The organism is Colwellia sp. E150_009, from assembly GCF_053543955.1.
The window spans coordinates 24,470-50,830 of the sequence record NZ_JBHFOM010000032.1; the positions used below are offsets into that span (position 1 = coordinate 24,470).

The 26,361-nt window shown below is 37.5% G+C and carries 24 protein-coding genes; 20 read left to right on the plus strand and 4 right to left on the minus strand.

Going from position 1 to position 26,361, the window contains the following annotated elements:
- Positions 1-6: 6 nt before the first annotated feature.
- From rsmG to ACE1OF_RS13795, 12 genes are all read left to right on the plus strand, one after another.
- Complete coding sequence (rsmG, locus tag ACE1OF_RS13740) at positions 7-642, plus strand: 16S rRNA (guanine(527)-N(7))-methyltransferase RsmG (protein WP_448895214.1); 636 nt, start codon at positions 7-9, stop codon at positions 640-642.
- 41 nt (positions 643-683) lie between these two features.
- Positions 684-1,511, plus strand: a complete 828-nt coding sequence (locus ACE1OF_RS13745) for a ParA family protein (protein WP_448895215.1) — start codon at positions 684-686, stop codon at positions 1,509-1,511.
- A gap of 14 nt (positions 1,512-1,525) precedes the next feature.
- Complete coding sequence (locus ACE1OF_RS13750; RefSeq protein WP_448895216.1) at positions 1,526-2,440, plus strand: ParB/RepB/Spo0J family partition protein; 915 nt, start codon at positions 1,526-1,528, stop codon at positions 2,438-2,440.
- A gap of 560 nt (positions 2,441-3,000) precedes the next feature.
- On the plus strand, positions 3,001-3,387 hold the full coding sequence (locus tag ACE1OF_RS13755) for an ATP synthase subunit I (protein ID WP_448895217.1): 387 nt from the start codon (positions 3,001-3,003) through the stop codon (positions 3,385-3,387).
- Positions 3,388-3,443: 56 nt separating this feature from the next.
- Complete coding sequence (gene atpB / locus ACE1OF_RS13760; protein ID WP_448895218.1) at positions 3,444-4,214, plus strand: F0F1 ATP synthase subunit A; 771 nt, start codon at positions 3,444-3,446, stop codon at positions 4,212-4,214.
- Positions 4,215-4,297: 83 nt separating this feature from the next.
- Complete coding sequence (atpE, locus tag ACE1OF_RS13765; RefSeq protein ID WP_076417406.1) at positions 4,298-4,519, plus strand: F0F1 ATP synthase subunit C; 222 nt, start codon at positions 4,298-4,300, stop codon at positions 4,517-4,519.
- 47 nt (positions 4,520-4,566) lie between these two features.
- Positions 4,567-5,037 carry a F0F1 ATP synthase subunit B gene (atpF, locus tag ACE1OF_RS13770; RefSeq protein WP_448895219.1) on the plus strand — a complete coding sequence of 157 codons (471 nt, stop codon included), beginning with the start codon at positions 4,567-4,569 and terminating at the stop codon, positions 5,035-5,037.
- A gap of 12 nt (positions 5,038-5,049) precedes the next feature.
- Positions 5,050-5,583, plus strand: a complete 534-nt coding sequence (atpH, locus tag ACE1OF_RS13775) for a F0F1 ATP synthase subunit delta (RefSeq protein WP_448895220.1) — start codon at positions 5,050-5,052, stop codon at positions 5,581-5,583.
- Between the two features lie 15 nt (positions 5,584-5,598).
- The gene (gene atpA / locus ACE1OF_RS13780; RefSeq protein WP_448895221.1) at positions 5,599-7,140 is read left to right on the plus strand and encodes a F0F1 ATP synthase subunit alpha; all 1,542 of its coding nucleotides are present in this window, start codon (positions 5,599-5,601) and stop codon (positions 7,138-7,140) included.
- Positions 7,141-7,178: 38 nt separating this feature from the next.
- A complete protein-coding gene (gene atpG, locus ACE1OF_RS13785) occupies positions 7,179-8,042 on the plus strand; it encodes a F0F1 ATP synthase subunit gamma (RefSeq protein ID WP_448895222.1) in 864 nt (287 codons plus the stop codon).
- Between the two features lie 102 nt (positions 8,043-8,144).
- Positions 8,145-9,530, plus strand: coding sequence for a F0F1 ATP synthase subunit beta (atpD, locus tag ACE1OF_RS13790; RefSeq protein WP_448895223.1), 1,386 nt, complete (start codon positions 8,145-8,147; stop codon positions 9,528-9,530).
- A 56-nt stretch (positions 9,531-9,586) separates the two neighbouring features.
- Positions 9,587-10,009: a F0F1 ATP synthase subunit epsilon gene (locus tag ACE1OF_RS13795; protein ID WP_448895224.1), complete on the plus strand. Its 423-nt coding sequence runs from the start codon at positions 9,587-9,589 to the stop codon at positions 10,007-10,009.
- 380 nt (positions 10,010-10,389) lie between these two features.
- Here the strand turns inward: ACE1OF_RS13795 and ACE1OF_RS13800 are convergent, their stop codons facing one another.
- From ACE1OF_RS13800 to nirB, 3 genes are read right to left on the minus strand one after another with little or no spacing between them, the layout of a single operon-like run.
- Positions 10,390-11,331, minus strand: a complete 942-nt coding sequence (locus tag ACE1OF_RS13800) for a PhzF family phenazine biosynthesis protein (RefSeq protein WP_448895225.1) — start codon at positions 11,329-11,331, stop codon at positions 10,390-10,392.
- 9 nt (positions 11,332-11,340) lie between these two features.
- Positions 11,341-11,688 carry a nitrite reductase small subunit NirD gene (gene nirD, locus ACE1OF_RS13805; RefSeq protein ID WP_448895226.1) on the minus strand — a complete coding sequence of 116 codons (348 nt, stop codon included), beginning with the start codon at positions 11,686-11,688 and terminating at the stop codon, positions 11,341-11,343.
- Positions 11,689-11,700: 12 nt separating this feature from the next.
- Positions 11,701-14,229, minus strand: a complete 2,529-nt coding sequence (gene nirB / locus ACE1OF_RS13810) for a nitrite reductase large subunit NirB (protein ID WP_448895227.1) — start codon at positions 14,227-14,229, stop codon at positions 11,701-11,703.
- 351 nt (positions 14,230-14,580) lie between these two features.
- Here nirB and ACE1OF_RS13815 point away from each other — a divergent pair, with 351 nt between their 5' ends.
- The 7 genes from ACE1OF_RS13815 to glmS all read left to right on the plus strand — a co-directional run bounded on the left by ACE1OF_RS13815 (position 14,581) and on the right by glmS (position 23,639).
- Positions 14,581-16,164, plus strand: a complete 1,584-nt coding sequence (locus ACE1OF_RS13815; RefSeq protein WP_448895228.1) for an alkaline phosphatase — start codon at positions 14,581-14,583, stop codon at positions 16,162-16,164.
- Positions 16,165-16,194: 30 nt separating this feature from the next.
- Positions 16,195-17,832: an alkaline phosphatase gene (locus tag ACE1OF_RS13820; protein WP_448895229.1), complete on the plus strand. Its 1,638-nt coding sequence runs from the start codon at positions 16,195-16,197 to the stop codon at positions 17,830-17,832.
- Between the two features lie 57 nt (positions 17,833-17,889).
- Entirely contained in the window at positions 17,890-18,636 is a 747-nt protein-coding gene (locus ACE1OF_RS13825) for a hypothetical protein (RefSeq protein ID WP_448895230.1), read from the plus strand.
- Positions 18,637-18,701: 65 nt separating this feature from the next.
- Positions 18,702-20,072, plus strand: a complete 1,371-nt coding sequence (gene glmU, locus ACE1OF_RS13830) for a bifunctional UDP-N-acetylglucosamine diphosphorylase/glucosamine-1-phosphate N-acetyltransferase GlmU (RefSeq protein WP_448895231.1) — start codon at positions 18,702-18,704, stop codon at positions 20,070-20,072.
- 60 nt (positions 20,073-20,132) lie between these two features.
- Entirely contained in the window at positions 20,133-20,831 is a 699-nt protein-coding gene (locus tag ACE1OF_RS13835; RefSeq protein WP_448895232.1) for a substrate-binding periplasmic protein, read from the plus strand.
- Between the two features lie 187 nt (positions 20,832-21,018).
- Positions 21,019-21,789 carry a DeoR/GlpR family DNA-binding transcription regulator gene (locus tag ACE1OF_RS13840; protein WP_448895233.1) on the plus strand — a complete coding sequence of 257 codons (771 nt, stop codon included), beginning with the start codon at positions 21,019-21,021 and terminating at the stop codon, positions 21,787-21,789.
- A 17-nt stretch (positions 21,790-21,806) separates the two neighbouring features.
- Positions 21,807-23,639: a glutamine--fructose-6-phosphate transaminase (isomerizing) gene (gene glmS / locus ACE1OF_RS13845; RefSeq protein ID WP_448895234.1), complete on the plus strand. Its 1,833-nt coding sequence runs from the start codon at positions 21,807-21,809 to the stop codon at positions 23,637-23,639.
- A gap of 392 nt (positions 23,640-24,031) precedes the next feature.
- On the opposite strand, the gene ACE1OF_RS13850 is transcribed toward glmS, so the two are convergent.
- Entirely contained in the window at positions 24,032-25,156 is a 1,125-nt protein-coding gene (locus ACE1OF_RS13850; RefSeq protein ID WP_448895235.1) for an FAD-dependent monooxygenase, read from the minus strand.
- Positions 25,157-25,260: 104 nt separating this feature from the next.
- Here ACE1OF_RS13850 and ACE1OF_RS13855 point away from each other — a divergent pair, with 104 nt between their 5' ends.
- On the plus strand, positions 25,261-26,157 hold the full coding sequence (locus tag ACE1OF_RS13855; protein ID WP_448895236.1) for a LysR family transcriptional regulator: 897 nt from the start codon (positions 25,261-25,263) through the stop codon (positions 26,155-26,157).
- Positions 26,158-26,361: the final 204 nt, after the last annotated feature.

Consider the following 26,361-nt stretch of genomic DNA (forward strand, 5'->3'; position numbering starts at 1 on the left):
AATAATATGACCTTAACTTCAACACTTGAAAGCTTGATTAGTAAAACAGCTTTGAAAGTTTCATCACAACAAGTAAACTTGCTGATTCAATATGTAGAGCTTTTACATAAATGGAATAAAGCGTACAACTTAACCTCAGTAAGAGATCCGCAAGAAATGCTAGTAAAGCATATTATGGACAGCTTAATGGTAGGAGAGGTTTTACAAGGTAAGAATTTTATTGATGTTGGAACGGGTCCTGGATTACCAGGTATTCCTCTTGCGATATTATATCCAGAAAGAAATTTTGTATTACTAGACAGTTTAGGAAAACGTATTACTTTTTTAAGACAAGTAGTATTTCAATTAAAATTAACGAATGTACAGCCAGTAAAATCTCGTGTTGAAGATTACCAGCTTAATGCTCCTTTTGACGGCGTATTAAGTAGAGCCTTTTCATCGCTTAATGATATGGTTAGCTGGTGCTCGCATTTGGTCAGTATTGATCAAGGACAGTTTTTTGCATTAAAAGGACAATATCCCATAGATGAATTGGCTAATTTACCTGATAATATTAGTTTAGTATCAAGTCATGAAATAAAAGTACCTAATTTAATAGGTGAGCGTCATGTGCTTATATTAAAAAAAACTAAAAAGTGTTAAGAATGCTTAAATAACATAATACAATAATAACAGAGGCGCTTGTGGGAAAAATAATAGCGGTAGCGAATCAAAAAGGTGGTGTGGGTAAAACAACAACAGCAGTGAATTTAGCTGCTTCATTAGCCGCAACCAAGCGAAAAGTATTATTAATAGATCTTGATCCGCAAGGTAATGCCACAATGGCAAGTGGTATTAATAAGTATGATGTTCCTGCAACATGTTATGAATTACTTATTGAAGAAAAATCGGTTGAAGAAGTAGTACAAACAGAAACAACGGGTTTATATGATTTAATTGCGGCAAATACAGATGTTACCGCAGCAGAAATTAAATTAATGGAAGTTTTTGCTCGTGAACAACGCCTAAAAACAGCACTTGAACCAGTTAAAAATTATTATGATTTTATTATAATAGATTGTCCTCCTTCTTTAAATATGTTGACAGTAAATGCCATGACAGCAGCTGATTCTGTTCTAGTACCTATGCAATGCGAGTATTATGCTTTAGAAGGTTTAACTGCTTTAATGGATACCATTTCTAAATTAACAACAGTTGTTAACGATAAACTTCACATTGAAGGTATTTTACGAACCATGTATGACCCTCGCAATCGATTAGCTAACGATGTGTCAGAACAATTAAAGCGTCATTTTGGTGATAAAGTATATCGTAGTGTTATTCCTCGTAATGTTAGATTAGCTGAAGCGCCTAGTTTTGGTTCTCCTGTTATGTATTATGATAAATCTTCTACAGGTGCTAAAGCTTATTTAGCTTTAGCTGGGGAAGTTTTACGTAAGAATAATACCAACAATAACCGAACTAAAACGCCAAGTGGCGAACAAAGCCAAACCGAAAATACGTCACAATAATTTAAAGGATTATTATGAGCTCAGCTAAAAAAAGAGGTTTAGGCAGAGGCCTTGACGCACTTCTTACACCGCAAGTAAAACCTACTTCAAAAGAAGATAATAATAAAGAATATCATGATTCAACTAATCCTAAAGATGGTGATTTAAAAAAAATAGCGATTAATAAATTATCACCAGGTAAATATCAACCACGTAAAGACATGTCTGATGCGGCACTTGAAGAGCTATCATTATCTATTCAATCACAAGGTATAATTCAACCCATTGTTGTTAGATTAATTAGTAAAGACAATGAAGGTGAAAATTTATATGAAATTATAGCAGGTGAACGTCGTTGGCGAGCAGCACAACTTGCACAACTAACAGAAGTGCCCTGTTTAATTAAAGATGTACCTGATGAATCAGCGGTTGCAATTGCCTTAATTGAAAACATTCAACGTGAAGATCTTAATGCAATGGAAGAAGCCGTTGCTTTAGACCGTTTACTCAGTGAATTTGATCTAACACATCAAGAAGTTGCATTAGCTGTTGGTAAATCTCGTACCACAGTAACTAATTTATTACGTTTGAATAACCTTAATGATGAAGTTAAAACCTTTTTAGAAAATGGTGATATTGAAATGGGTCACGCGCGTGCATTATTAGCACTTGATAACTCACTTCAAGCAGAAGCAGCACGAATAGTGGCCACCAAAGAATTAACGGTAAGAGAAACGGAAGCATTAATTAAAAAAATTCAAAACCCGAATGAAGAAAAACCTGTCAAAGAGAAAGATCAAACGAGTACCACCATGGAACAAAGTTTAACAGAGCAGTTAGGTTTGAAAGTTTCCATTAACCATAACAAAAAAGGTAAAGGTAAATTAGTTATCTCTTATGCTAATTTAGCTGAATTAGAAGAATTTATAGCTAAAATAAAAAAACAATAGTTATAAACAACCTCAATATGCTCGTTTCTAATCCCAGCTGAATCCTGCATCTTGAGGTGGTTTGGGTATATAACCTTTATGAACAAAAGAATCATCATTTTTTGTTTATCAACACTTAATGCTTGTACGCATTATCGTTAGTAATAAAAACATCATAATTACAGCTGAAAAAGAAAGGCCTTTTTGCTATATCAATAAAATTGGTCTTAATTGTAAAACTGAAAAAAGTAATCATTATTTGTGATTTTTATCTTAAATAATAATAAAGGCGACTCATCCGAGTAGTTAGTGCCAGACAAATGTGATTTTATTCTTGTTATTGATATAAATTAAAATCTTCTAGTCCTTTAGTTGTATTTTTTAAATAAATGTTAATTATTAGCACAAATAAGGGGCGTTCTCTGCCCTATTATCTTGCAATAAAAGCCAGAATCAGTATACTTGCGCAAACTTTTTAGCGTTAAGATTATTACTTTAAAAAATTCATATGATTACGATGTTTATCGTAATTAGAAAGTTGTTATTATAAGTAATGTTTTAATTCATTTTATATTGAAGTTATGAATAATAAATTAACTAAAACAGGGCGAAAAATTGCTCTTTTGCAAATATTATTCACAATGTATATGGTATTGATGATAACGCTGATAATATATATTTTTTGGGATATATCGCATGCTTTATCAGGTTTTACTGGTGGTATAGTAGCAATAGTACCCAACATTGTTTTTGCCCTGAAAGCATTTCAATATGCAGGGGCGCAGTCATCAAAAAAAGTGGTTGAATCCTTTTTTAGTGGCGTAAAATTAAAAATGGTTCTTACGGCCTTGTTATTTGCACTCGCCTTTAAATTTTTAGTGCTACTGCCAATACCATTTTTTGTAATGTTTTGCTTAGTTATGGTTATGCCATTAATATCACCGCTTTTTTTTAAAAAGTACTATTAATGATAAACCGTAACTAAAAATTTTATTTTTAAACTTTAATCATTGGGATAATTAATATGGCTTCAGGTGCTGAAATTACTAGCCAAGAATATATTAAACATCACCTTCAGAATCTAACTGTAGGAGAAGGCTTTTGGTCTTTTCATGTTGATACTTTAGGTTGGTCAATATTTTTGGGCTTAGTTTTTATTTTATCATTTCGTGCAGTAGCGAAAAAAGCGACGGCGGGTGTACCCGGTAAATGGCAATGTGTAGTAGAAATTATTGTTGAGTTTGTTGACGATAGTGTTAAAAGCACATTTCACGGTAAAAACCCTGTTATTGCGCCGTTAGCATTAACAATATTTGTTTGGGTGTTATTAATGAACGCAATGGATTGGGTTCCAGTTGATTTAATTCCTAGAATCTTTGAGTTGTTTGGTGTTCATTACATGAAAGCAGTACCAACAACGGATCCAAATATGACCTTTGCCTTAGCTTTAGGTGTATTTGTTCTTATAATTTACTACTCAATTAAAGTTAAAGGTGTTGGCGGATTTATTAAAGAACTCACCACTCAGCCTTTTGGTCACTGGTCACTTTATCCAGTAAACTTTATTCTTGAGATGGTTACTTTATTAGCACGCCCATTATCATTAGCCTTACGTTTGTTTGGTAATTTATATGCGGGTGAGTTAATTTTCTTACTGATAGCAACAATTGGTTTATTCCAATTGCCAGTACACTTTTTATGGGCTGCATTCCACTTGTTGGTTATCCCATTACAGGCGTTTATTTTCATGATGTTAACGATTCTATATTTGAGTCTAGCACATGAAGATCATTAATATATTGAAATATATTAATGATAGTTTTTGTACAAATTTTTAATTTTTTTTAACTTTATAACTTTAAATAATCGGAGATAACTATGTTATATATCGCTGTTGCGTTACTAATCGGTCTAGGTGCTTTAGGTACTGCGATTGGTTTTGGTCTATTAGGTGGCAAATTCTTAGAATCTGCTGCTCGTCAACCTGAACTTGCCCCACAACTACAAGTGAAAATGTTCATTGTAGCGGGTCTTATCGATGCGATCGCTATGATCGGTGTTGCGATTGGCTTATACCTATTATTCGCAGTTGGTGCTTAATTTTAAGTCCATTGTTTAACCGCGAATTTAAATAGGAGGGTACACAAATGAATCTTAATGCCACATTACTTGGTGAATTAATCGCATTTGTCGTATTTGTAATATTCTGTATGAAGTATGTATGGCCACCAATTATTGGTGCCATTGAAGCTCGTCAAGCAACTATTGCCGACGGACTTGCTGCTTCAGACCGTGCTGCTAAAGATCTTGAGCTTGCTCAAGAAAAAGCTACAGCTCAACTAAAAAAAGCCAAGCTTGAAGCTGCATCAATTGTAGATGCTGCTAAAAAGCATGAAGCTAAAATTGTTGAAGAAGCTGCTGGTAAAGCGCAAGCTGAGAAAGAAAGAATCTTAGCTTCTGGTCATGCAGAAATCGAAACTGAACGTAATCGTGCAAAAGAAGAACTTCGTCAACAAGTGGCTGTTCTTGCTGTTGCTGGTGCCGAGAAAATTCTTGAGCGTTCAATTGATGCCGCTGCACATAGCGACATTTTAGATAAACTCGTCGCTGAACTTTAAGAGGAAAGAGCTATGTCTGAATTGACAACCGTCGCTCGTCCTTATGCTAAAGCAGCGTTCGACTTTGCTGTTGAAGCTAAAGCAGTTGATAGCTGGTTAGATCAGTTAACATTTGCTGCTGAAGTTGCTAAAGATGAAACCATTAAGGGTTATTTGTCTGGCGGTACTTCAGTTGAGCAAGCACAAACATTATTTTTAGGTGTTTGTGGCGAGCAAGTAGACAGCCAAGGCCAGAACTTTTTGAAAGTGATGGCAGAAAACGAACGTTTGTTGGTGCTACCACAAGTACTTGAACAATTTTTAGCATTAAAAGCTGAATTTGAACAAGAAGTTACTGTGGATGTTACCTCTGCTGTTAAATTAAAAGTAGCACAGACAAAAACATTAAGCGCCGCGCTTGAAAAGCGCTTGGCACGTAAAGTAAAGCTTAATTGTATTGTTGATGAAAGCATTATCTCAGGCTTGATTATACAAGCTGGAGATGTAGTAATTGATGGCTCTATACAAGGTAAACTGAGCCGTTTAGCAACAACATTACAATCTTAGATAAGGGAACAGAGCATGCAACTGAATTCCACTGAAATCGCTGAACTGATCAAAAATCGTATTGAACAGTTTGACGTTGTCAGCGAAGCTCGCAACGAAGGTACTATCGTTTCTGTAACAGATGGTATTATTCGTATCCATGGCCTTGCCGATGTAATGCAAGGTGAAATGATCGAACTTCCTGGTAGTCGTTATGCTATCGCGTTAAACCTTGACCGTGATTCGGTCGGTGCGGTAGTTATGGGGCCTTATGCTGATTTAGCAGAAGGACAAAAAGTTAAAGGTACTGGCCGTATTTTAGAAGTACCTGTAGGTCGCGGCTTATTAGGCCGTGTAGTAAATACATTAGGTGAACCAATTGATGGCAAAGGCCCAGTTGAAAATGATGGCTTCTCTCCTGTAGAAGTTGTTGCACCCGGTGTTATTGAACGTAAATCAGTTGATCAACCAGTACAAACTGGTATTAAATCAATTGACTCTATGATTCCAATTGGTCGTGGCCAACGTGAATTAATCATTGGTGACCGTCAAATCGGTAAATCAGCGATTGCACTTGACGCCATCATTAACCAAAAGAACACAGGTATCAAAAGTATTTATGTAGCGATTGGCCAAAAAGCCTCTACTGTTGCAAACGTAGTACGTAGCTTAGAAGAGCACGGCGCGTTATCAAATACTATTGTTGTTGTTGCTTCAGCTTCTGAAGCTGCTGCACTTCAATACCTAGCACCATACGCTGGTTGTTCAATGGGTGAATACTTCCGTGACCGCGGTGAAGATGCGTTGATCGTATATGATGATTTGTCTAAGCAAGCTGTTGCTTATCGTCAAATTTCATTACTACTTCGTCGTCCACCAGGTCGTGAAGCATACCCAGGTGATGTTTTCTATCTTCATAGTCGTTTATTAGAACGTGCTGCTCGTGTAAACGAAGCTTACGTTGAAAAATTCACAAACGGTGAAGTAAAAGGTCAAACAGGTTCATTAACTGCTTTACCTATTATTGAAACACAAGCGGGTGATGTATCTGCTTTCGTACCAACAAACGTAATCTCTATTACGGATGGTCAAATATTCCTTGAGTCTGATTTATTCAACTCAGGTATTCGTCCTGCGGTAAATGCTGGTTTGTCAGTATCTCGTGTTGGTGGTGCAGCGCAAACGAAAATCATCAAGAAATTAGGTGGTGGTATCCGTTTAGCATTGGCTCAATATCGTGAATTAGCGGCATTTGCTCAATTTGCCTCAGATTTAGATGACGCAACGCGTGCTCAGTTAGAGCATGGCCAACGTGTTACTGAATTAATGAAGCAAAAGCAATATAGCCCATTATCTGTTGCTCAAACTGCCGTCTCTTTATTTGCTGCGGAAAAAGGTTTCTTGAATGACGTTGAAATAAACAAAATCAATGATTTTGAAGACGCGTTACAAACCTATATGAGTAATAATCAGGCTGAGCTTATGGCTACGATTAACGAATCAGGTAACTACGATAAAGACATTGAAGCAGGTTTGACGAAAGCACTTGAAAATTTCAAGTCTACACAAACTTGGTAAGACGTTTTTAATTAAGTAATCTTTTCGGAGAGAGAGTCATGGCCGTTGGTAAAGAAATAAAAACCAAGATTGCGAGTGTACAAAACACTCAAAAGATCACAAACGCTATGGAAATGGTTGCCGCTTCAAAAATGCGTAAAGCACAAGAAAGCATGGCAGCCTCTCGTCCATATGCGACAAATATACGAAACGTGATCGGTCATATTGCGCTTGGCAACTTAGAATATCGCCATCCCTATATGGAAGAACGTGAAGTTAAGCGTGTTGGCTATATTGTTGTATCAACAGACCGTGGTTTGTGTGGTGGTTTAAATATTAATTTATTTAAAAAAGTGCTCGCTGATGCTGCTAAATGGCAGTCAGAATCAGCAGAAGTTGAATTTGCGGTAGTAGGCTCTAAAGCTACTTCATTTTTTAACAACATGGGCGCTAAAGTATCTGCACAAATATCTGGGCTAGGGGATAACCCTTCAATTACTGACTTAGTTGGTAGTGTACAGGTTATGTTGAAAGCCTATGATGACGGTGAAATTGATAAATTGTTCGTTGTGTATAACAAATTTGTTAATACGATGACACAAGAGCCAACAGTTGATCAAATGTTACCTTTGCCTAAATCTGACGATGACGCTATTAAGCATCGTTGGGATTACATATACGAACCTGATGCTAACGTATTGTTAGATCAATTATTAGTTCGTTATGTAGAATCGCAAGTATATCAAGGTGTGGTTGAAAACCTAGCCTGTGAACAAGCTGCCCGTATGGTAGCCATGAAAGCCGCAACAGACAATGCTGGTGAGCTGATTGATGATTTACAACTGGTATACAACAAAGCACGTCAAGCTGCAATTACTCAAGAGTTGGGTGAGATTGTAGCAGGAGCGGCAGCGGTTGGTTAATTGGTAATTTGCCCTTGTTATAATACAAAGGCAGTCAATAGTTTCGTAATTTAACTTAGAATTTGCTGTTATATCAGCAAATTTAAATTAAGAGGAATAAACATGAGTACAGGTAAAGTCGTCCAAATCATTGGCGCAGTTGTGGATGTTGAATTTCCACAAAATGCTGTACCTCAGGTATATGACGCATTAAATATAACCGAAGGTGACCTAGATGGTTTAGTACTAGAAGTTCAACAGCAGCTTGGTGGCGGTGTTGTACGTACTATTGCAATGGGTACCTCAGACGGTTTGCGTCGTGGACTGAATGTAGTAAATACCGGTAAGGGAATTCAAGTTCCTGTTGGTGTTGAGACCTTAGGTCGCATCATGAACGTACTAGGTGAACCTATCGATGAAGCTGGCCCTATTGGTGAAAAAGACCGTTGGTCTATTCACCGTGAAGCACCAGCTTACGCAGAACAAGCCATGTCTAACGAATTGTTAGAAACAGGTATCAAAGTAATCGATTTAGTTTGTCCATTCGCTAAGGGTGGTAAAGTTGGTCTTTTCGGTGGTGCTGGTGTTGGTAAAACAGTAAACATGATGGAACTTATCCGTAACATCGCTATTGAGCACAGTGGTTATTCAGTATTCGCTGGTGTTGGTGAGCGTACACGTGAAGGTAACGATTTCTATCACGAAATGAACGATTCTAACGTACTTGATAAGGTATCGTTAGTATACGGTCAAATGAACGAGCCTCCAGGAAACCGTTTACGTGTTGCCATGACAGGTTTGACTATGGCAGAAAAATTCCGTGACGAAGGTCGTGATGTATTATTCTTCGTAGATAACATTTACCGTTATACACTTGCAGGTACTGAAGTATCAGCGTTACTTGGTCGTATGCCATCAGCGGTAGGTTACCAACCTACACTTGCTGAAGAAATGGGTGTATTACAAGAACGTATTACCTCAACTAATAAAGGTTCAATCACATCAATTCAAGCGGTATATGTACCAGCAGATGATTTGACCGATCCAAGCCCTGCAACTACCTTTGCTCACTTAGATGCAACTGTAGTACTTTCTCGTTCTATTGCTGAGTTAGGTATTTATCCTGCGATTGACCCACTAGATTCAACTTCTCGTCAGCTTGACCCATTAGTGGTTGGTGCAGAACATTATGAAGTAGCTCGTGGCGTACAAACTGTATTACAACGCTATAAAGAACTTAAAGATATCATCGCCATCTTAGGTATGGATGAGTTATCTGAAGAAGATAAACAAACAGTATCTCGCGCACGTAAGATTCAACGTTTCTTATCTCAACCGTTCTTTGTTGCTGAAGTATTTACTGGTTCACCTGGTAAATATGTATCATTAAAAGACACCATTGCTGGGTTCAAAGGAATTTTAGCAGGTGAATATGATGATATGCCTGAGCAAGCGTTCTACATGGTTGGTTCAATTGAAGAAGCCGTAGAGAAAGCTAACAAGATGTAATCATCTGGTAAGCACTTGTAAAATATAAGTGCTTACAATTTAAGAGGTCGAGTCAAATGGCATTATTAACTGTTAATCTGGATGTAGTAAGTGCACAGGAAAGTTTATTTTCTGGCAGCATCAAATCATTACAGATCACAGGTAGTGAAGGTGAGTTGGGTATTATGCCTGGTCACGCACCTTTACTGACCTCACTAAAACCTGGTATGGCACTTATTACTAAAAATGATGGTAGCGAAGAAGTTATCTATCTGTCTGGTGGTATGTTAGAAGTTCAACCAAATCAAGTAACTGTGTTAGCGGATGTAGCAACACGTGGTGATGACTTGGATGAACAAGCCGCTTTAGAAGCTAAACAACGCGCAGAAGAAAACATGAATGCCCATGGCACTGATGTAGACTATGCCGCAGTTGCGGCTGAATTAGCACGTGCAGTAGCTCAATTACGTGTTATTCAAGCGACGAATAAAAGAAATTAATAATATCTCTTATTCAGTCATAAACTAAGGTTTAGTGAATCAATTAGAAACGCCTTGTTGCTTTATAGTAACAAGGCGTTTTTTTTGGAAGATATTAGGTAATACCTATTTCATTCAATTACAGGCAAAAAAATACGTCTATTTAATAGACGCATAAAACACTCAAGGGAAATAAAACTTACCTTTATTAAGAGTAGGGAAATTATAAAAAGTTCCCTATGATTTAAAAGATACTGAAAAGGGTATTGATCGTATATTTAAAACTAACAAAGTGTAAATTTAGTTATCAGATGTAATCAAGTTTTGCCTCAATTTAATATAATACTAACTATCTCTTAAACTGAGTTCAGGTTAATTACTGGAAATAACGACTATTATAATTATACTCTAATATTTGCTTCACTCATTAAAACGCCGTGTCCGCCAACACGTATGGTTAAGTCTTTGCTTTGTTTGTTATCCATTTCTACATAAAAAAGACTCTTTCGAGCATCATTTGCGCCCCTTTGAATGCCAAAAACATGAGTACCTGCTTGTACATGAGGATGATCACAAATATGACTAGCAAAAGCCGGTATTGCACCGCCTATCGGTGGATCTTCATGATGTGCAATAGCGGGACCTAATAAGCGAGCATGAAAATCAGCAGGGTTATCATCGGTATTGTTAGCAAAAAGTAAGATTTCTTGCGCTAATGAACTGGGTGCTGATGAATTACTCCATGCTGATTCGTTAAATTTAGCCTCACGTATCGCTGTGTAAGACATAATAGGTACAATTAAATAAGGAACACCACAAGAAACAATCAAAGGACGATAATGGTCAAATCCTATATCTGCAGGACTAAGTGACAACATAGCAGCTAATTCATCAGTAGTTGGTGTGTAATAATCAATTGCTGCATGGGTATCATAGGTTTGTTGAATAATACCTACATCACCATCATCATTTTTAGATACATAGCTATTAATTACCTGATTATGACCTTTCATAGTTGAAATAAGTGAAATAAGTGAAATAAGTGTATGTTTACTAGTGAGAGTTATGGTTGTTTTTGCTAAAACATAACTCGCTGCTAAAATTGCATGAAGGCTGGTAGGTTGTTCTTTATCTTTAGAAAAAACACGAATATTTCGAGTGTTTTCATCATCTGCGGGTAGCAAAAAAATAGTACTTGAAGCATTGAGTTCATTGGCAATTTTTTGCATTTGAATATCAGTTAAACCGCTTGCCTCAGGAAAAACAGGTAAAGGCACACCATTAAAAGCTTGATCGGTAAAAACATCAGCGGTGTAATAAGTATATTTAGTAAAATTGTTCATTATAATTCCTTATGCTGCAAGCTGAACGGTACTGCCGTTAAGGCGCACAGGGTAAGTTTTAACGCTAACATTACCATCTTCAAGGCAAAGCCCAGTCGTTAACTCAAAATGTTGCTTATAAAGCGGAGAGGCGACTACTACTTTATTATCAATACTTCCCGTTAAACCGCGTGATAGAGTATTAGAGTGACTAAACGGACAGTAATTATCAATAGCATATAGATTTTGTTGGCCATGCTCATCGGTTATTCGAAAAATTGCAATTTGTTGTTTATTAAAAAGTGCGCAACGTCCCATGCTGGGTAGTATGTCATCAATATTACAAATATCGAACCATTGCTGTTGTATTGTGGTCATCATGTTTCCTTATTAAACTGTTTCAGTGCTTCGTTCTGAAGTCATAGCAGGGCGTATTTGTTCACGTTCAGTAGTGAATATTACATTGTCGTCATGTAGTTTACTGTTAACAAAGTGAGTGAAACGCTTCAGTTTTTCAGGATCTTCAATGGTTGTTTTCCATTCACATTGATAAGTATCGACCACGTTAGACATTTCTTGCTCTAATTCAGCTGCTAAGCCTAATTTGTCGTCTATAATGACAGATTTTAAATACTTTAAACCGCCTTCCATATTATCCATCCACACTGAGGTACGTTGTAAGCGATCCGCTGTGCGAATATAAAACATATAAAATCTGTCAATATATTTAATTAAATCAACATCACTAAGATCTGAAGCAAATAAATCAGCATGGCGAGGTTTCATACCTCCATTACCGCACACATACATATTCCACCCGTTTTCAGTGGCAATAATACCCACATCTTTACTCTGTGCTTCTGCACATTCACGGGTACATCCAGAAACGGCCATTTTTAATTTATGGGGTGAGCGTAATCCTTTGTAACGATTTTCTAATAAAATAGATAATGCCATTGAATCCTGAACACCATAACGGCACCATGTTGAACCAACACATGATTTAACGGTTCTTAATGATTTGCCGTATGCATGGCCTGTTTCAAAGCCAGCATCAACCAATTCACGCCAAATATCAGGTAATTGTTCAGAGCGAGCACCAAATAAGTCAACCCGTTGACCGCCAGTAATTTTGGTATAAAGGTTATACTTTTTAGCAACCTCACCTAAAACAATCAATTTCTCTGGGGTAATTTCACCACCAGCAACTCGAGGCACAACAGAATAAGTACCATCTTTTTGCATATTACCCATGAAGTAATCATTGGTATCCTGTAAGCCTTGAAGGTTGCTATTAAATACGTGATCATTCCAACAAGAAGCTAAAATGTTAGCCGCTGTTGGTTTACAAATATCACAACCTAAACCAGTACCGTGTTTTTCAAGTAATTCAGCAAAGCTCTTAATATTTTCAACGCGGATAATGTTATATAAATCTTGGCGTGTGTAAGCAAAATGTTCACAAAGATCAGTATTAACTTCCACCCCTTGTTTTTCTAATTCGCAGTTTAATACTTGGGTTACTAAAGCTGTACAACCACCACAGCCTGTGGCTGCTTTGGTGCAAGATTTAATAGCAGCCATGTCGGAAGCACCAGCTTCTACAGCGTCAATAATATCGCCTTTAGTCACGTTTAAACATGAACAAAGTTGAGCAGAATCAGGTAGTGCATCAACACCAATTCCGCTCGATGAGCCGTCTAAACTTGGTAGAATAAGGCCTTCAGGTTCACTGGGTAATTCCATTTTATTTAGCATGAATTGTAATAAAGAGCCGTATTCCGCAGCATCGCCAATAAGTACTGCACCAAGTAATAGCTTGTCATCTTGACTCACTACAATTTTTTTGTAAACTTCTTCACGATCATTAACATAAGTATAACTACGACAGTTAGGTGTTGTACCGTGAGCATCACCAATAGACGCAACGTCAACGCCCATCAGTTTCAATTTTGTACTCATATCAGCACCAGTAAACTCGCTAGTGCCTGTATTTGTTAAGTGATCAACGGCTGCATGAGCCATAGCGTTACCAGGGGCAATTAAACCGTAAATTTTATTATCCCAAAGCGCCACTTCGCCAATGGCATAAATGTCAGGATCTGAAGTTAAGCAATTATTATTAATTACCACACCACCACGAGCGCCCATGCCTAAACCCGCTTGGCGAGCCAGTTCATCACGTGGACGAATACCTGCTGAAAATACAATAATATCTGTTTCTAATTCTTCACCGTCAGCAAAACTCATTTTATGAAAAGCAGTGTCTCCATCGGTAATATTTTGGGTATTTTTTTGTGTATGAACACTAACACCTAAATCTTGAATTTTTTTACTCAGCATTTTGCCACCACCATCGTCGACTTGCACAGCCATCAAGCGAGGCGCAAACTCAATTACATGAGTTTGTAAATCTAAATCCATGAGAGCTTTAGCCGCTTCTAAACCAAGTAAGCCACCACCAATAACAGCGCCTACTTTTCCTGTTTTTGCAGCCGCTGTAATTTTTTCAAGGTCTTCAATGGTACGGTAAACAAAAACATTATCGCGTTGATGACCAGGAACAGGTGGAACAAAAGGAAAAGAACCTGTTGCAAGAATAATCTTGTCGTAATTCACTTCAAGACCAGATTCAGAAACAACGACTTTTTTAAAACGATCTATTTGTGTAACTTTGTCTCCAGTATGGAGAGTGAAGTTATTATGAGGGTAAAAGTCATCGTGAACCATATTAATGTCTTCAACTGATTGATTTTTAAACCAAGCGGTTAAATGGACTCTATCATAGGCTGGAATAGGTTCTTCACCAAAGACGGTGACTTGATAATTTTCACTTTGACCACTTTCAACCAAATACTCTAAAAAATTATGACCAACAGGACCATTACCCACCACCACTAACTTTATTTTTGAACTCATAGTTTACTTATCACTCTCACAGACAATATTGACAGTGCTATCGCAAAATGTGTACCAAAGATTTTATAAAAAACAACTTAATGAAAAATAACAAAAAAATAATACTAGTATGAATAAAAATATTAACCTTATGCGTAATTTTAGGGCGAAAAAAAGCTCATTTGCACTTGATGTGTGCAAGAAAAAATAATACTGATTCAACCTGAACCCTATATAAAAATGATTTATTTTTTGTCACTTAATCGTCATATAAACATCAATGAAACGCCATATTTTAGTCATATTTACTTCACACAAATGCTTTATTTTAGCTCGCATATTAATTTTTAATTTATCTGGTTGGAGTAAATAATGCACAAAAAAACCATCGCATTAGTCTTAGCGACTATGCTACCGAGTGTAAGCCTCTCTGCGTTAGCTGTTGATTTATTTAATGATCAAAAAACTAATGACTGGTATAAGCAAGGCGAGCAAGTACTAGCGAATAAATTGGCACAAACAACACAAAGTAAAGCTAAAAATGTGATTCTTTTCGTCGGTGATGGTATGGGTATTTCAACACTAACCGCAGCACGAATATTACAAGGGCAACAAGCAGGAAAATCTGGAGAAGAAGGGTATTTAAGTTTTGAAAAATTTCCATTCAGCGCTTTGGTAAAAACCTATAATGTTGATGCACAAACCCCAGATTCTGCTGGCACAATGACAGCGATGATGTCTGGGTTAAAAAGTGATGCTGGCGTGATAGGGGTAACTGAAAATATAGAACGAGGTAACTGTGCAACAGTAAAAGGTAATGAAGCTGTTACTTTACTAGAACTTGCTGAAATACGCGGGTTATCAACGGGTATTATTTCGACAGCGCGTATTACACATGCAACACCAGCCGCTACGTATGCAAAATCAGCGGAACGCAATTGGGAAGATATTTCTGATATGCCGAGCGAAGCCGTGGATCAAGGCTGTGAAGATATTGCCTCACAACTTATCAATTTTGAAAAAAATCTAGAAGAACGTTATCCAGACGTTGATGTTGATGGTATTGAAGTAATGTTTGGGGGCGGTCGTCGTCACTTTTTACCAAAAGACATCGCTTTTAATAGTGCAGATGCAATGAGTGAAGTTGAAGGAGACAGAACAGATGAAGTTGACTTAACTGCGCAATGGCAAACAAATTACCCACAAGGTAAATATATTGTTGATCAAACGGGTTTTGATTTATTAGATACCACTAATACACCGCAAGTTTTAGGGTTATTCAACGAGTCGCACATGCAATATGAGGCTGATAGAGTAAATGATATTGCTGGAGAACCAAGTTTAACAGAAATGACGACTACCGCATTAGATATTCTAGATAACAATAAGAAAGGATACTTTCTTACTGTTGAATCTGGGCGTATTGACCATGGTCATCATGCAGGTAGCGCATACAATGCCTTAACCGATACGATTGAGTTAGCTAATGCTGTTCAAGCGGCAATTGATAATACTAATCCAGAAGAAACATTGATCTTAGTTACTGCCGATCATAGCCATGTTTTTACCATTGCAGGTTACCCAAAACGGGGCAACCCTATTTTGGGTAAAGTTGTTTCTGTTGGAAGCACTGAAGCAACTTTAGCGAGTGATGGCATGCCGTACACCACAGTAGGTTATACCAATGGTTTAGGACATCGTAACCTTATTGGTGCAACAGATGCAGACAAAGGTTACAACGAAGCTATTAATTCAGGGCGTATAAATTTAACAGCAATTAACACGATGGACAGTGGTTATCATCAAGAAGCTAACATTCCTTTAGGTTCAGAAACCCATGCAGGAGAAGATATTTCTGTTCACGCCATGGGACCAGGTGCTCAACTAGTACAAGGTAATATTGAACAGAGCGTTATATTCCATATCATCAATAAAGCGCTTGGTTTAACTGAATAGTTGCCAAAGTTAATAATTTAGGAAAAATGTATGAAAAACTTTAATAACTCAATAATTGCTCTTACCATTTTATGCAGTTTGGCCGCATGTGATGATAGTGATAAAAATAATACGTTAACCCGAGAAAGCTTATCGACAAACGTTTCCAATGAATGGTTTATTCAAGGGGAAAAAGCAATAGAAACGGCAGAAACTAATTGGCAAAGTGTGTCTGAAATATCAGAACTTAAAGGCAAAGCAAAAAATGTTATTTTATTTGTTGGTGATGGCATGGGTATCTCTACCTTAACCGCTGCGCGAATTCTTGAAGGGCAGCGCAAAGGTATGCTAGGAGAAAGTAATCGTTTAAGTTTTGAAAACTTTCCTTTTACAGGATTTGCTAAAACCTATAATGTTGATGCACAAACGCCTGATTCTGCAGGCACCATGACCGCCATGATGTCAGGCGTGAAAACAGATGCAGGTGTATTAGGTGTTGATGCAGATATTCAGCGAGGTGACTGTTTAAGCGTTGCTGGTAATGAAATGACAACAGCATTAGAGCTTGCTGAAATTGCGGGTAAATCTACTGGTATTATTTCTACAGCACGAATTACGCATGCAACACCAGCAGCGACTTACGCAAAATCTGCAGAGCGCAATTGGGAAGATGTATCAGATATGTCTGCTAACTCCATTGCTGCGGGCTGTGAAGATATAGCTTCACAATTAGTAAATTTTGAGGTTAATTTAGAAGCCAGAATGACAGGCGTAGATGTTGATGGTATTGAGGTTGTGATGGGTGGAGGTCGCCGTCATTTTTTACCTAAAGATGCAGCATTCAATAGTATTGATGCAGTAAGTGAAAAAGAAGGTGATAGAAATGATGGGCGCGATTTAACTGCTGAGTGGCGTGCCAAGTACACATCAGGCAAGTATATAGTTGATCAAGCTGGTTTTGATGCAATTAACCCTGAAACAACAACTCGCCTGTTTGGATTATTTAATGAATCACATATGCAATATGAAGCCGATAGAGCAAATGATATTGCAGGTGAACCTAGTTTGAGTGAAATGACTAGCAAAGCCATTGATATACTAGACAATAATGATAAAGGTTTTTTCTTAACGGTTGAATCAGGTCGAATAGACCACGCGCATCATGCGGGTAACGCATATAACGCATTAAATGACACAATTGAGTTTGCTAAAGCGGTGCAAATGGCTATGGATAGTACTAACCCCGAAGAGACACTCATTATTGTTACAGCGGATCACAGCCACGTATTTACCATAGCAGGTTATCCAAAGCGCGGTAATCCAATACTCGGTAAAGTAGTGGGTGTAGGTCAAACGGAAGAAAGTTTAGCAAGTGATGGTATGCCATACACTACATTGGGGTATACCAATGGCCTTGGATATCAAAACCTAGGGCAAGAAACTGATGCAGATGCCGCCTATGCTAATGAAAATGGTGCAGGTCGTGTTGATTTAACGAGTGTTGATACAACAACGGTTGGTTTTCATCAAGAAGCACTGGTGCCTTTATCATCAGAAACCCACGCAGGTGAAGACGTGGCCATTTTTGCATCAGGACCAGGTGCACATTTAGTTACAGGTACAAATGAGCAAAGTATTATTTTTCATATTATGAATTACGCCGCAAATTTAACAGGTAGCAACGAATAACGTTAGCTGTTTTCACCAATTAAGGGGGGGTTAGTGATAACTCCCCTGGAGTATTTAATGAAAAGTTCTATAGCCATTTTTTTACTGTTAGTATTCACTACTTTTATGGTAAAAGCAGAGCAAACTTGCCATCTTAGCGAAGACTTTCTCGGTGCGTATTATCAACTAACAAACAGTAAAATACACAGTAATGAAAACCAATATTCAATTACAGATAAAGCCGTTCACCTCAGTTCATTATGGCGAACTAATCAAAAAGTGTTGTCAATTAATGGCGAGCAATCGACTACTTGGTATAGATCAAGTAATGGCTTAGTTCAAAAAACTACGCATTTTGATCAATTTAAAAGAAGCATTGAATATCAAGCTAAACCAATGTCAGAAGAATATTGGCAACAAATTAGACAGCTTATTCCAAACAGTAAAAAACAGACGTTAACATTAATTAATACTATGGCAGACGAGTGCTATCAGCAAGAACAGTATCAATGGCACAGTGATGATTCAAACTTGAGCGGAAAACTGTTATGGAATAAAAATTTGAATTTAATTACAGAGTTAACCATTACACAAGGTAATAAAAAAAGTCATTGGCAATTACAAAAAATTGAGCACAACATGAAAGTGATCAATCAGATTTTTGCCCAACGAGCCAATTATCAAAGCACTGATTTTGCCGATATTGGTGATAATGAATCCGATCCCTTTTTAATTAAAATGATTAATCTTGGTTTTATCGATCATAGTGCGTCTGGCATATACAACGCAAATGGAGAAAGTATGGATATTCAACATAATCACTAGTAAAGAGAGCTGAAGTTTAGGTACAATACAGCGATAAAAAATTAGTTAATTTGAATGGATTTATCATGTCTCTCTCTGTTGTTATTCTTGCTGCGGGTAAAGGTACTCGTATGCGCTCTACCTTACCTAAAGTACTTCATGTTGTCGCTGATAAGCCCATGGTTTCACATGTTATTGATACTGCACGCCAAATTGGTGCTAAAAATATTTATGTTGTTTATGGTTTTGGTGGTGAAGTACTTAAAGCAGCGTTAACTGAAAATGGCTTAGGTGAAGATTTAACCTTTGTAGAACAAAAAGAGCAATTAGGCACGGGGCATGCGGTTGACCAAGCTTCTCCTTTTTTAAAAGATGATGAAAATGTTTTGGTACTGTATGGCGATGTACCACTGACTAAAGTATCAACTTTAGAAAGTTTACTACAGGCCAAACCAGAAAATGGAATGGCCTTATTAACGGTTAATTTAGCTAACCCAACTGGCTATGGTCGTATTGTGCGTGTTGATGGGCAAGTGGTTGGTATTATTGAGCAAAAAGATGCAAGCCCAGAACAGCTAACCATTAATGAAGCCAATACGGGTATTTTGTTAGCTAATGGTGGTGACTTGAAACGTTGGTTAAGCGGTCTGTCTAATGAAAATGCTCAAGGTGAATATTATTTAACCGATATCATTGCAGCAGCGCATCATGAAGGTAAATCAATAGCAACAGCACACCCTGAAACAGAAATTGAAGTAGAAGGTGCAAATAATAGAGTACAATTAGCCTCATTAGAGCGTGCTTATCAAGCAAGATTAGCGCAAGAGTTAATGATTGCTGGCGCAAGTTTACGCGACCCTGCCCGTATTGATATTCGAGGTTCGTTAGTGATAGGTAATGAAGTTAGTATTGATATTAATTGTATTTTTGAAGGCAAGGTAGAATTAGCTAGTGGTGTAAGTATTGGCGCTAATTGTATTTTGAAAAATTGCTATATTAGTGAAAATGTTGAAATAAAACCTAATACTATTATCGAAGATGCCGTTATAGGTGAAAATTGTTCTGTAGGACCGTTCGCGCGAATTCGTCCTGGTACATCAATGCTTAAAAACTCACACGTAGGTAACTTTGTTGAAATGAAGAAAACCACCCTAGGTGAAGGTAGTAAAGCAGGGCACTTAACCTACCTTGGTGACACCCTTATTGGTAAAAATGTCAACATAGGTGCAGGTACCATTACGTGTAATTACGATGGGGTTAATAAAGCACAAACCATCATTAAGGATTATGCTTTTATTGGTTCAAATAGCTCATTAGTTGCCCCCGTGACTATTGGTGAAACAGCGACTGTTGGCGCAGGTTCTGTTATTACTAAAGAAGTTGAAAAAGAAGCGTTATCTATTGCCCGGGGTAAACAACGTAATGTTAATAATTGGCAACGTCCAGTAAAAAAATAATCCTAAATCAACATGTTTTATAAAATAATAATTCTATTATTACTTTGTGTTCAACCGGTATTGTCTTTTGCACAAAACAAAATATCGGCTGATTTACAGGTTGTTGCCTTTTCAAATCCATTACTTCAATATCAAGAAAATGGTGAGCATAAAGGTCCTACTATTGAAATTCTTAATGCCCTGTTGAAAGAAACACAGCTTAGTGCTGATATTGCTTATATTCCTTGGGCTCGTGCTGTATTTTTAGCTGAAAACATACCCAATACGCTGATTTTAAGTATGTTCAGAACACCTGAACGAGAAGATAACTTTCATTGGATAATTAAAGTAAGCCAAGCAGCACGTGTGTTTATTTCGTTAAAAAGTAAACCAGAGAGTTATGTTGAAACCATGGAACAAGCAAAGAAAAAACTTACGGCTGTTATTTTAGGTTCTGCTGCACATAAAGAGCTAATTAGCGCGGGTTTTTCAGAGCAAGAAAATATTTATATTGTTTCTGATAGCAATAAAATGCTTAATTTATTACTTAATGGCCGGGTAGATTTAATTTATTCTGACCCTAATAATGTAGAAACTAGCTTACAGGCTATTAATCAGTCCAATATTACTATTAGCTATAAAAAAATCACAATAGAAAATCAACGAATGGGTTATATTGCATTAAATAAAAATAGCGATGAAAAAATAGTAAATCAATTACAACAAGCAGCGGCTGAATTTAGTAAAACACCTGAATACAATCGTCTTCTTAATGAGTAATTTAGGCTGTTTTTACCAATAAATAACCTAAATTCAATCATGCATGATGAATTAAAAACAGTAAAATATGTCCTGAGTTTTTACCTTATATTCTGACAAAGTAAAGTATAGATTTATTGCATTAACTTTCGAAATGAAACATAATACAGCACAAATGAAACTCAACTGAAAATTTATCTATAACGTTATGTCAAAGAGAAATACCCAGCAACGTCGCCATAGCATTATTGCAGAGTTGAATATTAATGGTGAAGTAAGTGTTGATAGTTTAGCTAAACAATTTGATATTTCTGAAGTTTCTATTAGAAAAGATTTGGCTTCGCTTGAAAACAGCGGCTTGCTCTTACGCCGTTATGGTGGTGCGATAGCACTACCAAGTGAAATAACAGAACCTAAAACTGAAAAGCTTTCTAAGCAAAAGAAAATAATCGCTAAACATGCAGCAACACTGATTCGTGATCATAACCGCATTATTATTGATAGCGGTCAAACAACGTCAGCTTTAGTGTGTGAGTTAGAAAATAAAAAAGGCTTAGTAGTAATGACAAATGCATTGAGTATAGCCAACGAAATTCATGCCTTAGAGAATGAACCAACGTTATTGATGACAGGTGGTACGTGGGATGCAAACTCAGAAGCTTTTCAAGGGCAAGTAGCTGAACAAGTACTCCGTTCATATGACTTTGATCAACTCTTTATTGGGGCTGATGGCATAGATATTGAACGAGGCACTACAACGTTTAACGAACTAACAGGCTTAAGCCGAGTAATGGCAGAAGTGGCGCGTGAAGTTATTGTTATGATTGAGTCTGACAAAATAGCTAAAAAAATACCTAATTTAGAATTAGGATGGCAACAAATACACACCCTCATTACTGATGATGACTTGTCTGAATCAGTCAGAACACAACTAGTAGCTCAAGGCGTAAACTTAATATGCGCTAAAGCCATTAATTAAAACAAAGGATATACACTATGTGTGGCATAGTCGGTGCAGTAGCACAACGTGATGTAGCAGAAATTTTAGTTGAAGGACTAAGACGTTTAGAATACCGAGGTTATGATTCAGCAGGTATTGCAACAATAGATCAACAAAATCTATTAGTTAGTGCTAAGCGTTTAGGAAAAGTGCAAGAACTTGCACAAGCAATACAAGATAATCCGCTTAGCGGTGGTACAGGTATTGCGCATACTCGTTGGGCTACACATGGAGCTCCGAGCGAAGTGAATGCTCACCCACATCTTTCTAGTGGTAATATTGCTGTTGTTCATAATGGTATTATTGAAAATCACGAAACCTTACGTAATCTCCTTAAAGGCTATGGTTATGAGTTTGTTTCTCAAACAGACACAGAGGTTATTGGGCATTTAGTACACCATGAATTAAAAAACAGTGATACATTACTTGCTGCAGTACAAAAAACAGTTCAACAACTTGAAGGTGCCTATGGCACCGTGGTAATGGACAGTACAGACAAAGACCGAATTATTGTTGCACGCTCCGGCAGCCCATTAGTTATTGGCTACGGTTTAGGTGAAAACTTTATTGCATCAGACATGATGGCGTTATTACCTGTTACCCGTAAATTTTCTTTTTTAGAAGAAGGTGATGTAGCAGAAGTCACTCGATTTGATGTGAATGTGTACGATATTCATGGTGAATCAGTAGAACGAGAAGCAAAAGAAGCTTCAGTAAATCATGACAGTGGTGATAAAGGGGAATACCGTCATTACATGCTCAAAGAAACCTACGAGCAACCAACGGCGATACGAAACACCTTAGAAGGGCGCTTAGTTGGTGATACCCTTGATATGAATACCTTCGGTGCGGGTGCAGAAGATATTTTCAAAAATATTGAGCATGTACAAATTATTGCTTGTGGCACAAGCTATCATTCTGGCATGGTTGCGCGTTATTGGCTAGAAGCCTTAGCGGGAGTTTCTTGTAACATAGAAATAGCCAGTGAATTTCGTTACAGAAAATCTCATGTACCTAAAAATGCATTATTAGTTACCATCTCTCAATCAGGTGAAACTGCCGATACACTGGCAGCTTTACGTTTAGCAAAAGAGCTAGGCTATCAAGCTAGTTTAACTATTTGTAATGTAGATGGTTCATCATTAGTGCGAGAATCTGATCTTGCCTTTATGACCAAAGCTGGCGCAGAAATTGGCGTTGCATCAACCAAAGCCTTTACTACCCAACTTGTTGGCTTAATGATGATGACGTTAGCTTTAGGTAAGTCTCATGGTATGAGTACAGTAATACAAAGCAACATTGCTAAAGCATTAATGACGCTACCAAGCAAACTTGAAGAAGTACTGGCATTAGCCAGTTCAATTGAAGATTTAGCAGAAGATTTTGCCGATAAACATCACGCCCTATTCTTAGGTAGAGGTGATCAATACCCAATTGCAATGGAAGGGGCATTAAAGCTTAAAGAAATTTCATATATCCACGCAGAAGCCTACGCTGCAGGTGAGTTAAAACACGGCCCATTAGCGTTAATTGACGCAGAAATGCCAGTCATTGTTGTTGCACCAAAAAATGACTTAATTGAAAAATTAAAATCAAACGTAGAAGAAGTACGCGCACGTGGAGGCTTAATGTATGTATTTGCCGATTCTAACGCTAATTTTTCTAGCGACGACACCATGAAAGTTATTGATGTACCAATCTGTGACGAATTAATCGCCCCAATTGTGTACACCATACCGTTACAATTACTTTCATACTATGTGGCCATTATCAAAGGGACCGATGTTGACCAACCAAGAAACTTAGCTAAGTCGGTTACGGTTGAGTAAGTTTTCATTTATAGCTTGTGTAGCTGTGGAAGAGTAATAAAGTTGCATACTGGAATTACTAAAAAGGTCGAAATTTTCGGCCTTTTTTTATGGTTACTTTGTGCGCTAAGCAGAAGCTAACAGTATCAATAATAACCGAAATTTACTGCTTATTTGTGAGGCTGATTAAGCTCAAACCGATCATTCTTATTTCATTTCTAATGGGCAGCTATGTGTAGGACTTTCTAAGATGAGTTCTTTATTTGCAAAGAAACCACTGGAAATCATCTAAAGCAGCGGTTTATCCGCTGCCTTTATCTATTATTAAATAGAAGCAATAAGCATTTTTTAAGGGATCTGATATACCATCTTGTTGTTAGGAGCACGAGTATTCGACAGGAAGGCCACGAAACTTATGTTTCATTCATCACTAATCCTTGCATCCATAACTCGGTTAACTGCTCAGCGGAAATACCTGAAACAGAGGGCTGAGGTTCAGAATAGTCTGAAAAAATTTGCTGTGCTAATTGTCTCCCCGCGGTTTGAGCCGCAGAAGTCTTAACGATACGTTGTTGATAAAAGCCTGTTAGGATGTTATCTAGTACATCTTTTTTTTCTAAACATCGGGCAAGATGCCAGGCATCTTCCAACGCCTGACATGCCCCTTGACCAGAAGTAGGCAAAGGTGCATGTGCAGCATCTCCAATAATTAGAACATTGTCTTGATGCCAATAGGGCAGTGGATCAAGATCATGAACAAAGATACGATTGAGCGACGATTTCTCATAAGATTTCAATACATTTTTTACTGGGTCAGGCCAGTTCATAAAACGCTGATGCATCTCGTCGTACCAAGTGGATAAAGGCCGATCTTTATCAATAGAAGTACTCCATCCCCCTGCCCAATAACATAAACCAGCTTTAATCGGTACAATGCCAAAGCGCTCACCTGAGCCGCGAAAATCATGAATGGCGTTATCTAAATCACCTTCCTCCAGCCGACTAATACCAATAATATTAATGAAGCCCTGATAACAGGGCTTCACCTTTTCTGGGTATATTGTTTGGCGTACTACTGAGTTCATTCGCCCATCAGCGCCTACCACTAGTGTAAACTCTTGCTTTAATGCATCAATATCTTGCGCTGTCATTGGGCAATTGAAATGTATTTGCACACCTAAATCGTTTAGTGCCTTGGCCAGTATGTCCATGAGATCATGTCGCAATATAGTCACACTGGGAAATCCACTCAGTATGTTCACGTCTTCAATATTAAACTTGCCTTGTTGAACACCATATTGATTAAATTGACGCATACAACTCGGTACACCGCCCATTCGCTTTATTTCTTTTTCCAAGCCCATCTGTTGCAGTACAAAAATTGCATTGGGCCATAAGGTCACACCGGCTCCAATGGACGAGATCTTACTATCACGTTCATACAAACTCACCTGATACCCCTGCTTTGTTGCCAATATCGCCAGTGCTATTCCTGCTACACCTGCGCCGACAATGGCAATTCTATTGTTATTTTTCATCTATGCTACCTCGTTAATAAACTTCGTTAGTGATTATTACAAGTCCACAATTTAGGATAAATAAGTTATTATTGTTTTGTTAATCCCATTTTTTGAGTGAATGAATGATTGAAAAAATTGAAATTCAGTGGTTACTTAGCTTTCAGGCCGTATATGAAAAATTGAGTTTTAAACTGGCAGCAGAGCAACTTCAATTGCCAACATCGAATATTAGTCGCCATGTCGCTTTATTGGAGCAACAGCTTAATTTACGATTATTGGAACGCACTACGCGTAAAATGATTCCTACTGCATCAGGAAAGCAATTCTATCAGTCAATCTCACCACTCACACAAGCAATGAATGATACCCTTGAAGAAGTCTCACTATATGGTAATTCTCTCGCTGGTCATCTTAAAATAATCTTGCCAGACCTCCCTTTTATGGCTGAGATAATCGCGGATTTTTGCTTAGAGTATCCTAGAATACAACTAAGTTGTGACACCCAATTAAATCCAAAAGAAGGCTTGTTAGATGGCTTCGATCTGGTACTGAGCTTTGGCCGTGGGAGATTGGAAGATTCAGGCTGGGTCGCTAAGGAAATCCTGCGTTGGCCAAGCTCTGTGGTTGCCGCACCAGAGCTTCTTAAAAAACATCCATTGCCACGTTCATTGGATGATTTAAGCAAAGTCCCCTGTATTACCACTTTATCTGTGCTACAAGGCATGCCATGGCGATTTAAGAAAAAGCAAACTATTCAAGTGCAATCCAGCTATAAGGTTAACAGCGGTAACATAGCCAAGGCTGGTGCGTTAAAAGGACTTGGCTTTGCCATTTTACCCACACATGCATGTCAAACAGAAATAGATAATGGCTTTCTTATTAACATTGAACTTAACAGCGAACCAGAAGATCTAGTGTTATATGCGTTTTACTCAGGCAAAATATATCCACTTGATAAAGTCAAAGTATTTTTGGAGCACTTACGATCGGGACTTATTGACCTAGAGTCTATCTCTTAAATACGAAATAATAAATCCCACACTTTAATATCTTTTCGATTACTTTGTCACACCTATCAAATAGTATCGTCTAACTTGGTATAGAAATAATTTTTAACACCTCAAGGAAAGGCAATGCTACGATTAAACCAAGTTAAACCAACAGTTATGGAATTCACAACATTTACGAAAGCCGATGATATTACTGATGAGGATTTCATTAGT

Bases quoted from the DNA above. Each gene is read 5' to 3' on its own strand.
- rsmG (WP_448895214.1), top strand. From the start codon at position 7: ATGACCTTAACTTCAACACTTGAAAGCTTGATTAGTAAAACAGCTTTG.
- ACE1OF_RS13750 (WP_448895216.1), top strand. From the start codon at position 1,526: ATGAGCTCAGCTAAAAAAAGAGGTTTAGGCAGAGGCCTTGACGCACTT.
- ACE1OF_RS13755 (WP_448895217.1), top strand. From the start codon at position 3,001: ATGAATAATAAATTAACTAAAACAGGGCGAAAAATTGCTCTTTTGCAA.
- atpB (WP_448895218.1), top strand. From the start codon at position 3,444: ATGGCTTCAGGTGCTGAAATTACTAGCCAAGAATATATTAAACATCAC.
- atpE (WP_076417406.1), top strand. From the start codon at position 4,298: ATGTTATATATCGCTGTTGCGTTACTAATCGGTCTAGGTGCTTTAGGT.
- atpF (WP_448895219.1), top strand. From the start codon at position 4,567: ATGAATCTTAATGCCACATTACTTGGTGAATTAATCGCATTTGTCGTA.
- atpH (WP_448895220.1), top strand. From the start codon at position 5,050: ATGTCTGAATTGACAACCGTCGCTCGTCCTTATGCTAAAGCAGCGTTC.
- atpA (WP_448895221.1), top strand. From the start codon at position 5,599: ATGCAACTGAATTCCACTGAAATCGCTGAACTGATCAAAAATCGTATT.
- atpG (WP_448895222.1), top strand. From the start codon at position 7,179: ATGGCCGTTGGTAAAGAAATAAAAACCAAGATTGCGAGTGTACAAAAC.
- atpD (WP_448895223.1), top strand. From the start codon at position 8,145: ATGAGTACAGGTAAAGTCGTCCAAATCATTGGCGCAGTTGTGGATGTT.
- ACE1OF_RS13795 (WP_448895224.1), top strand. From the start codon at position 9,587: ATGGCATTATTAACTGTTAATCTGGATGTAGTAAGTGCACAGGAAAGT.
- ACE1OF_RS13800 (WP_448895225.1), bottom strand. From the start codon at position 11,331: ATGAACAATTTTACTAAATATACTTATTACACCGCTGATGTTTTTACC.
- nirD (WP_448895226.1), bottom strand. From the start codon at position 11,688: ATGACCACAATACAACAGCAATGGTTCGATATTTGTAATATTGATGAC.
- nirB (WP_448895227.1), bottom strand. From the start codon at position 14,229: ATGAGTTCAAAAATAAAGTTAGTGGTGGTGGGTAATGGTCCTGTTGGT.
- ACE1OF_RS13815 (WP_448895228.1), top strand. From the start codon at position 14,581: ATGCACAAAAAAACCATCGCATTAGTCTTAGCGACTATGCTACCGAGT.
- ACE1OF_RS13820 (WP_448895229.1), top strand. From the start codon at position 16,195: ATGAAAAACTTTAATAACTCAATAATTGCTCTTACCATTTTATGCAGT.
- ACE1OF_RS13825 (WP_448895230.1), top strand. From the start codon at position 17,890: ATGAAAAGTTCTATAGCCATTTTTTTACTGTTAGTATTCACTACTTTT.
- glmU (WP_448895231.1), top strand. From the start codon at position 18,702: ATGTCTCTCTCTGTTGTTATTCTTGCTGCGGGTAAAGGTACTCGTATG.
- ACE1OF_RS13840 (WP_448895233.1), top strand. From the start codon at position 21,019: ATGTCAAAGAGAAATACCCAGCAACGTCGCCATAGCATTATTGCAGAG.
- glmS (WP_448895234.1), top strand. From the start codon at position 21,807: ATGTGTGGCATAGTCGGTGCAGTAGCACAACGTGATGTAGCAGAAATT.
- ACE1OF_RS13850 (WP_448895235.1), bottom strand. From the start codon at position 25,156: ATGAAAAATAACAATAGAATTGCCATTGTCGGCGCAGGTGTAGCAGGA.
- ACE1OF_RS13855 (WP_448895236.1), top strand. From the start codon at position 25,261: ATGATTGAAAAAATTGAAATTCAGTGGTTACTTAGCTTTCAGGCCGTA.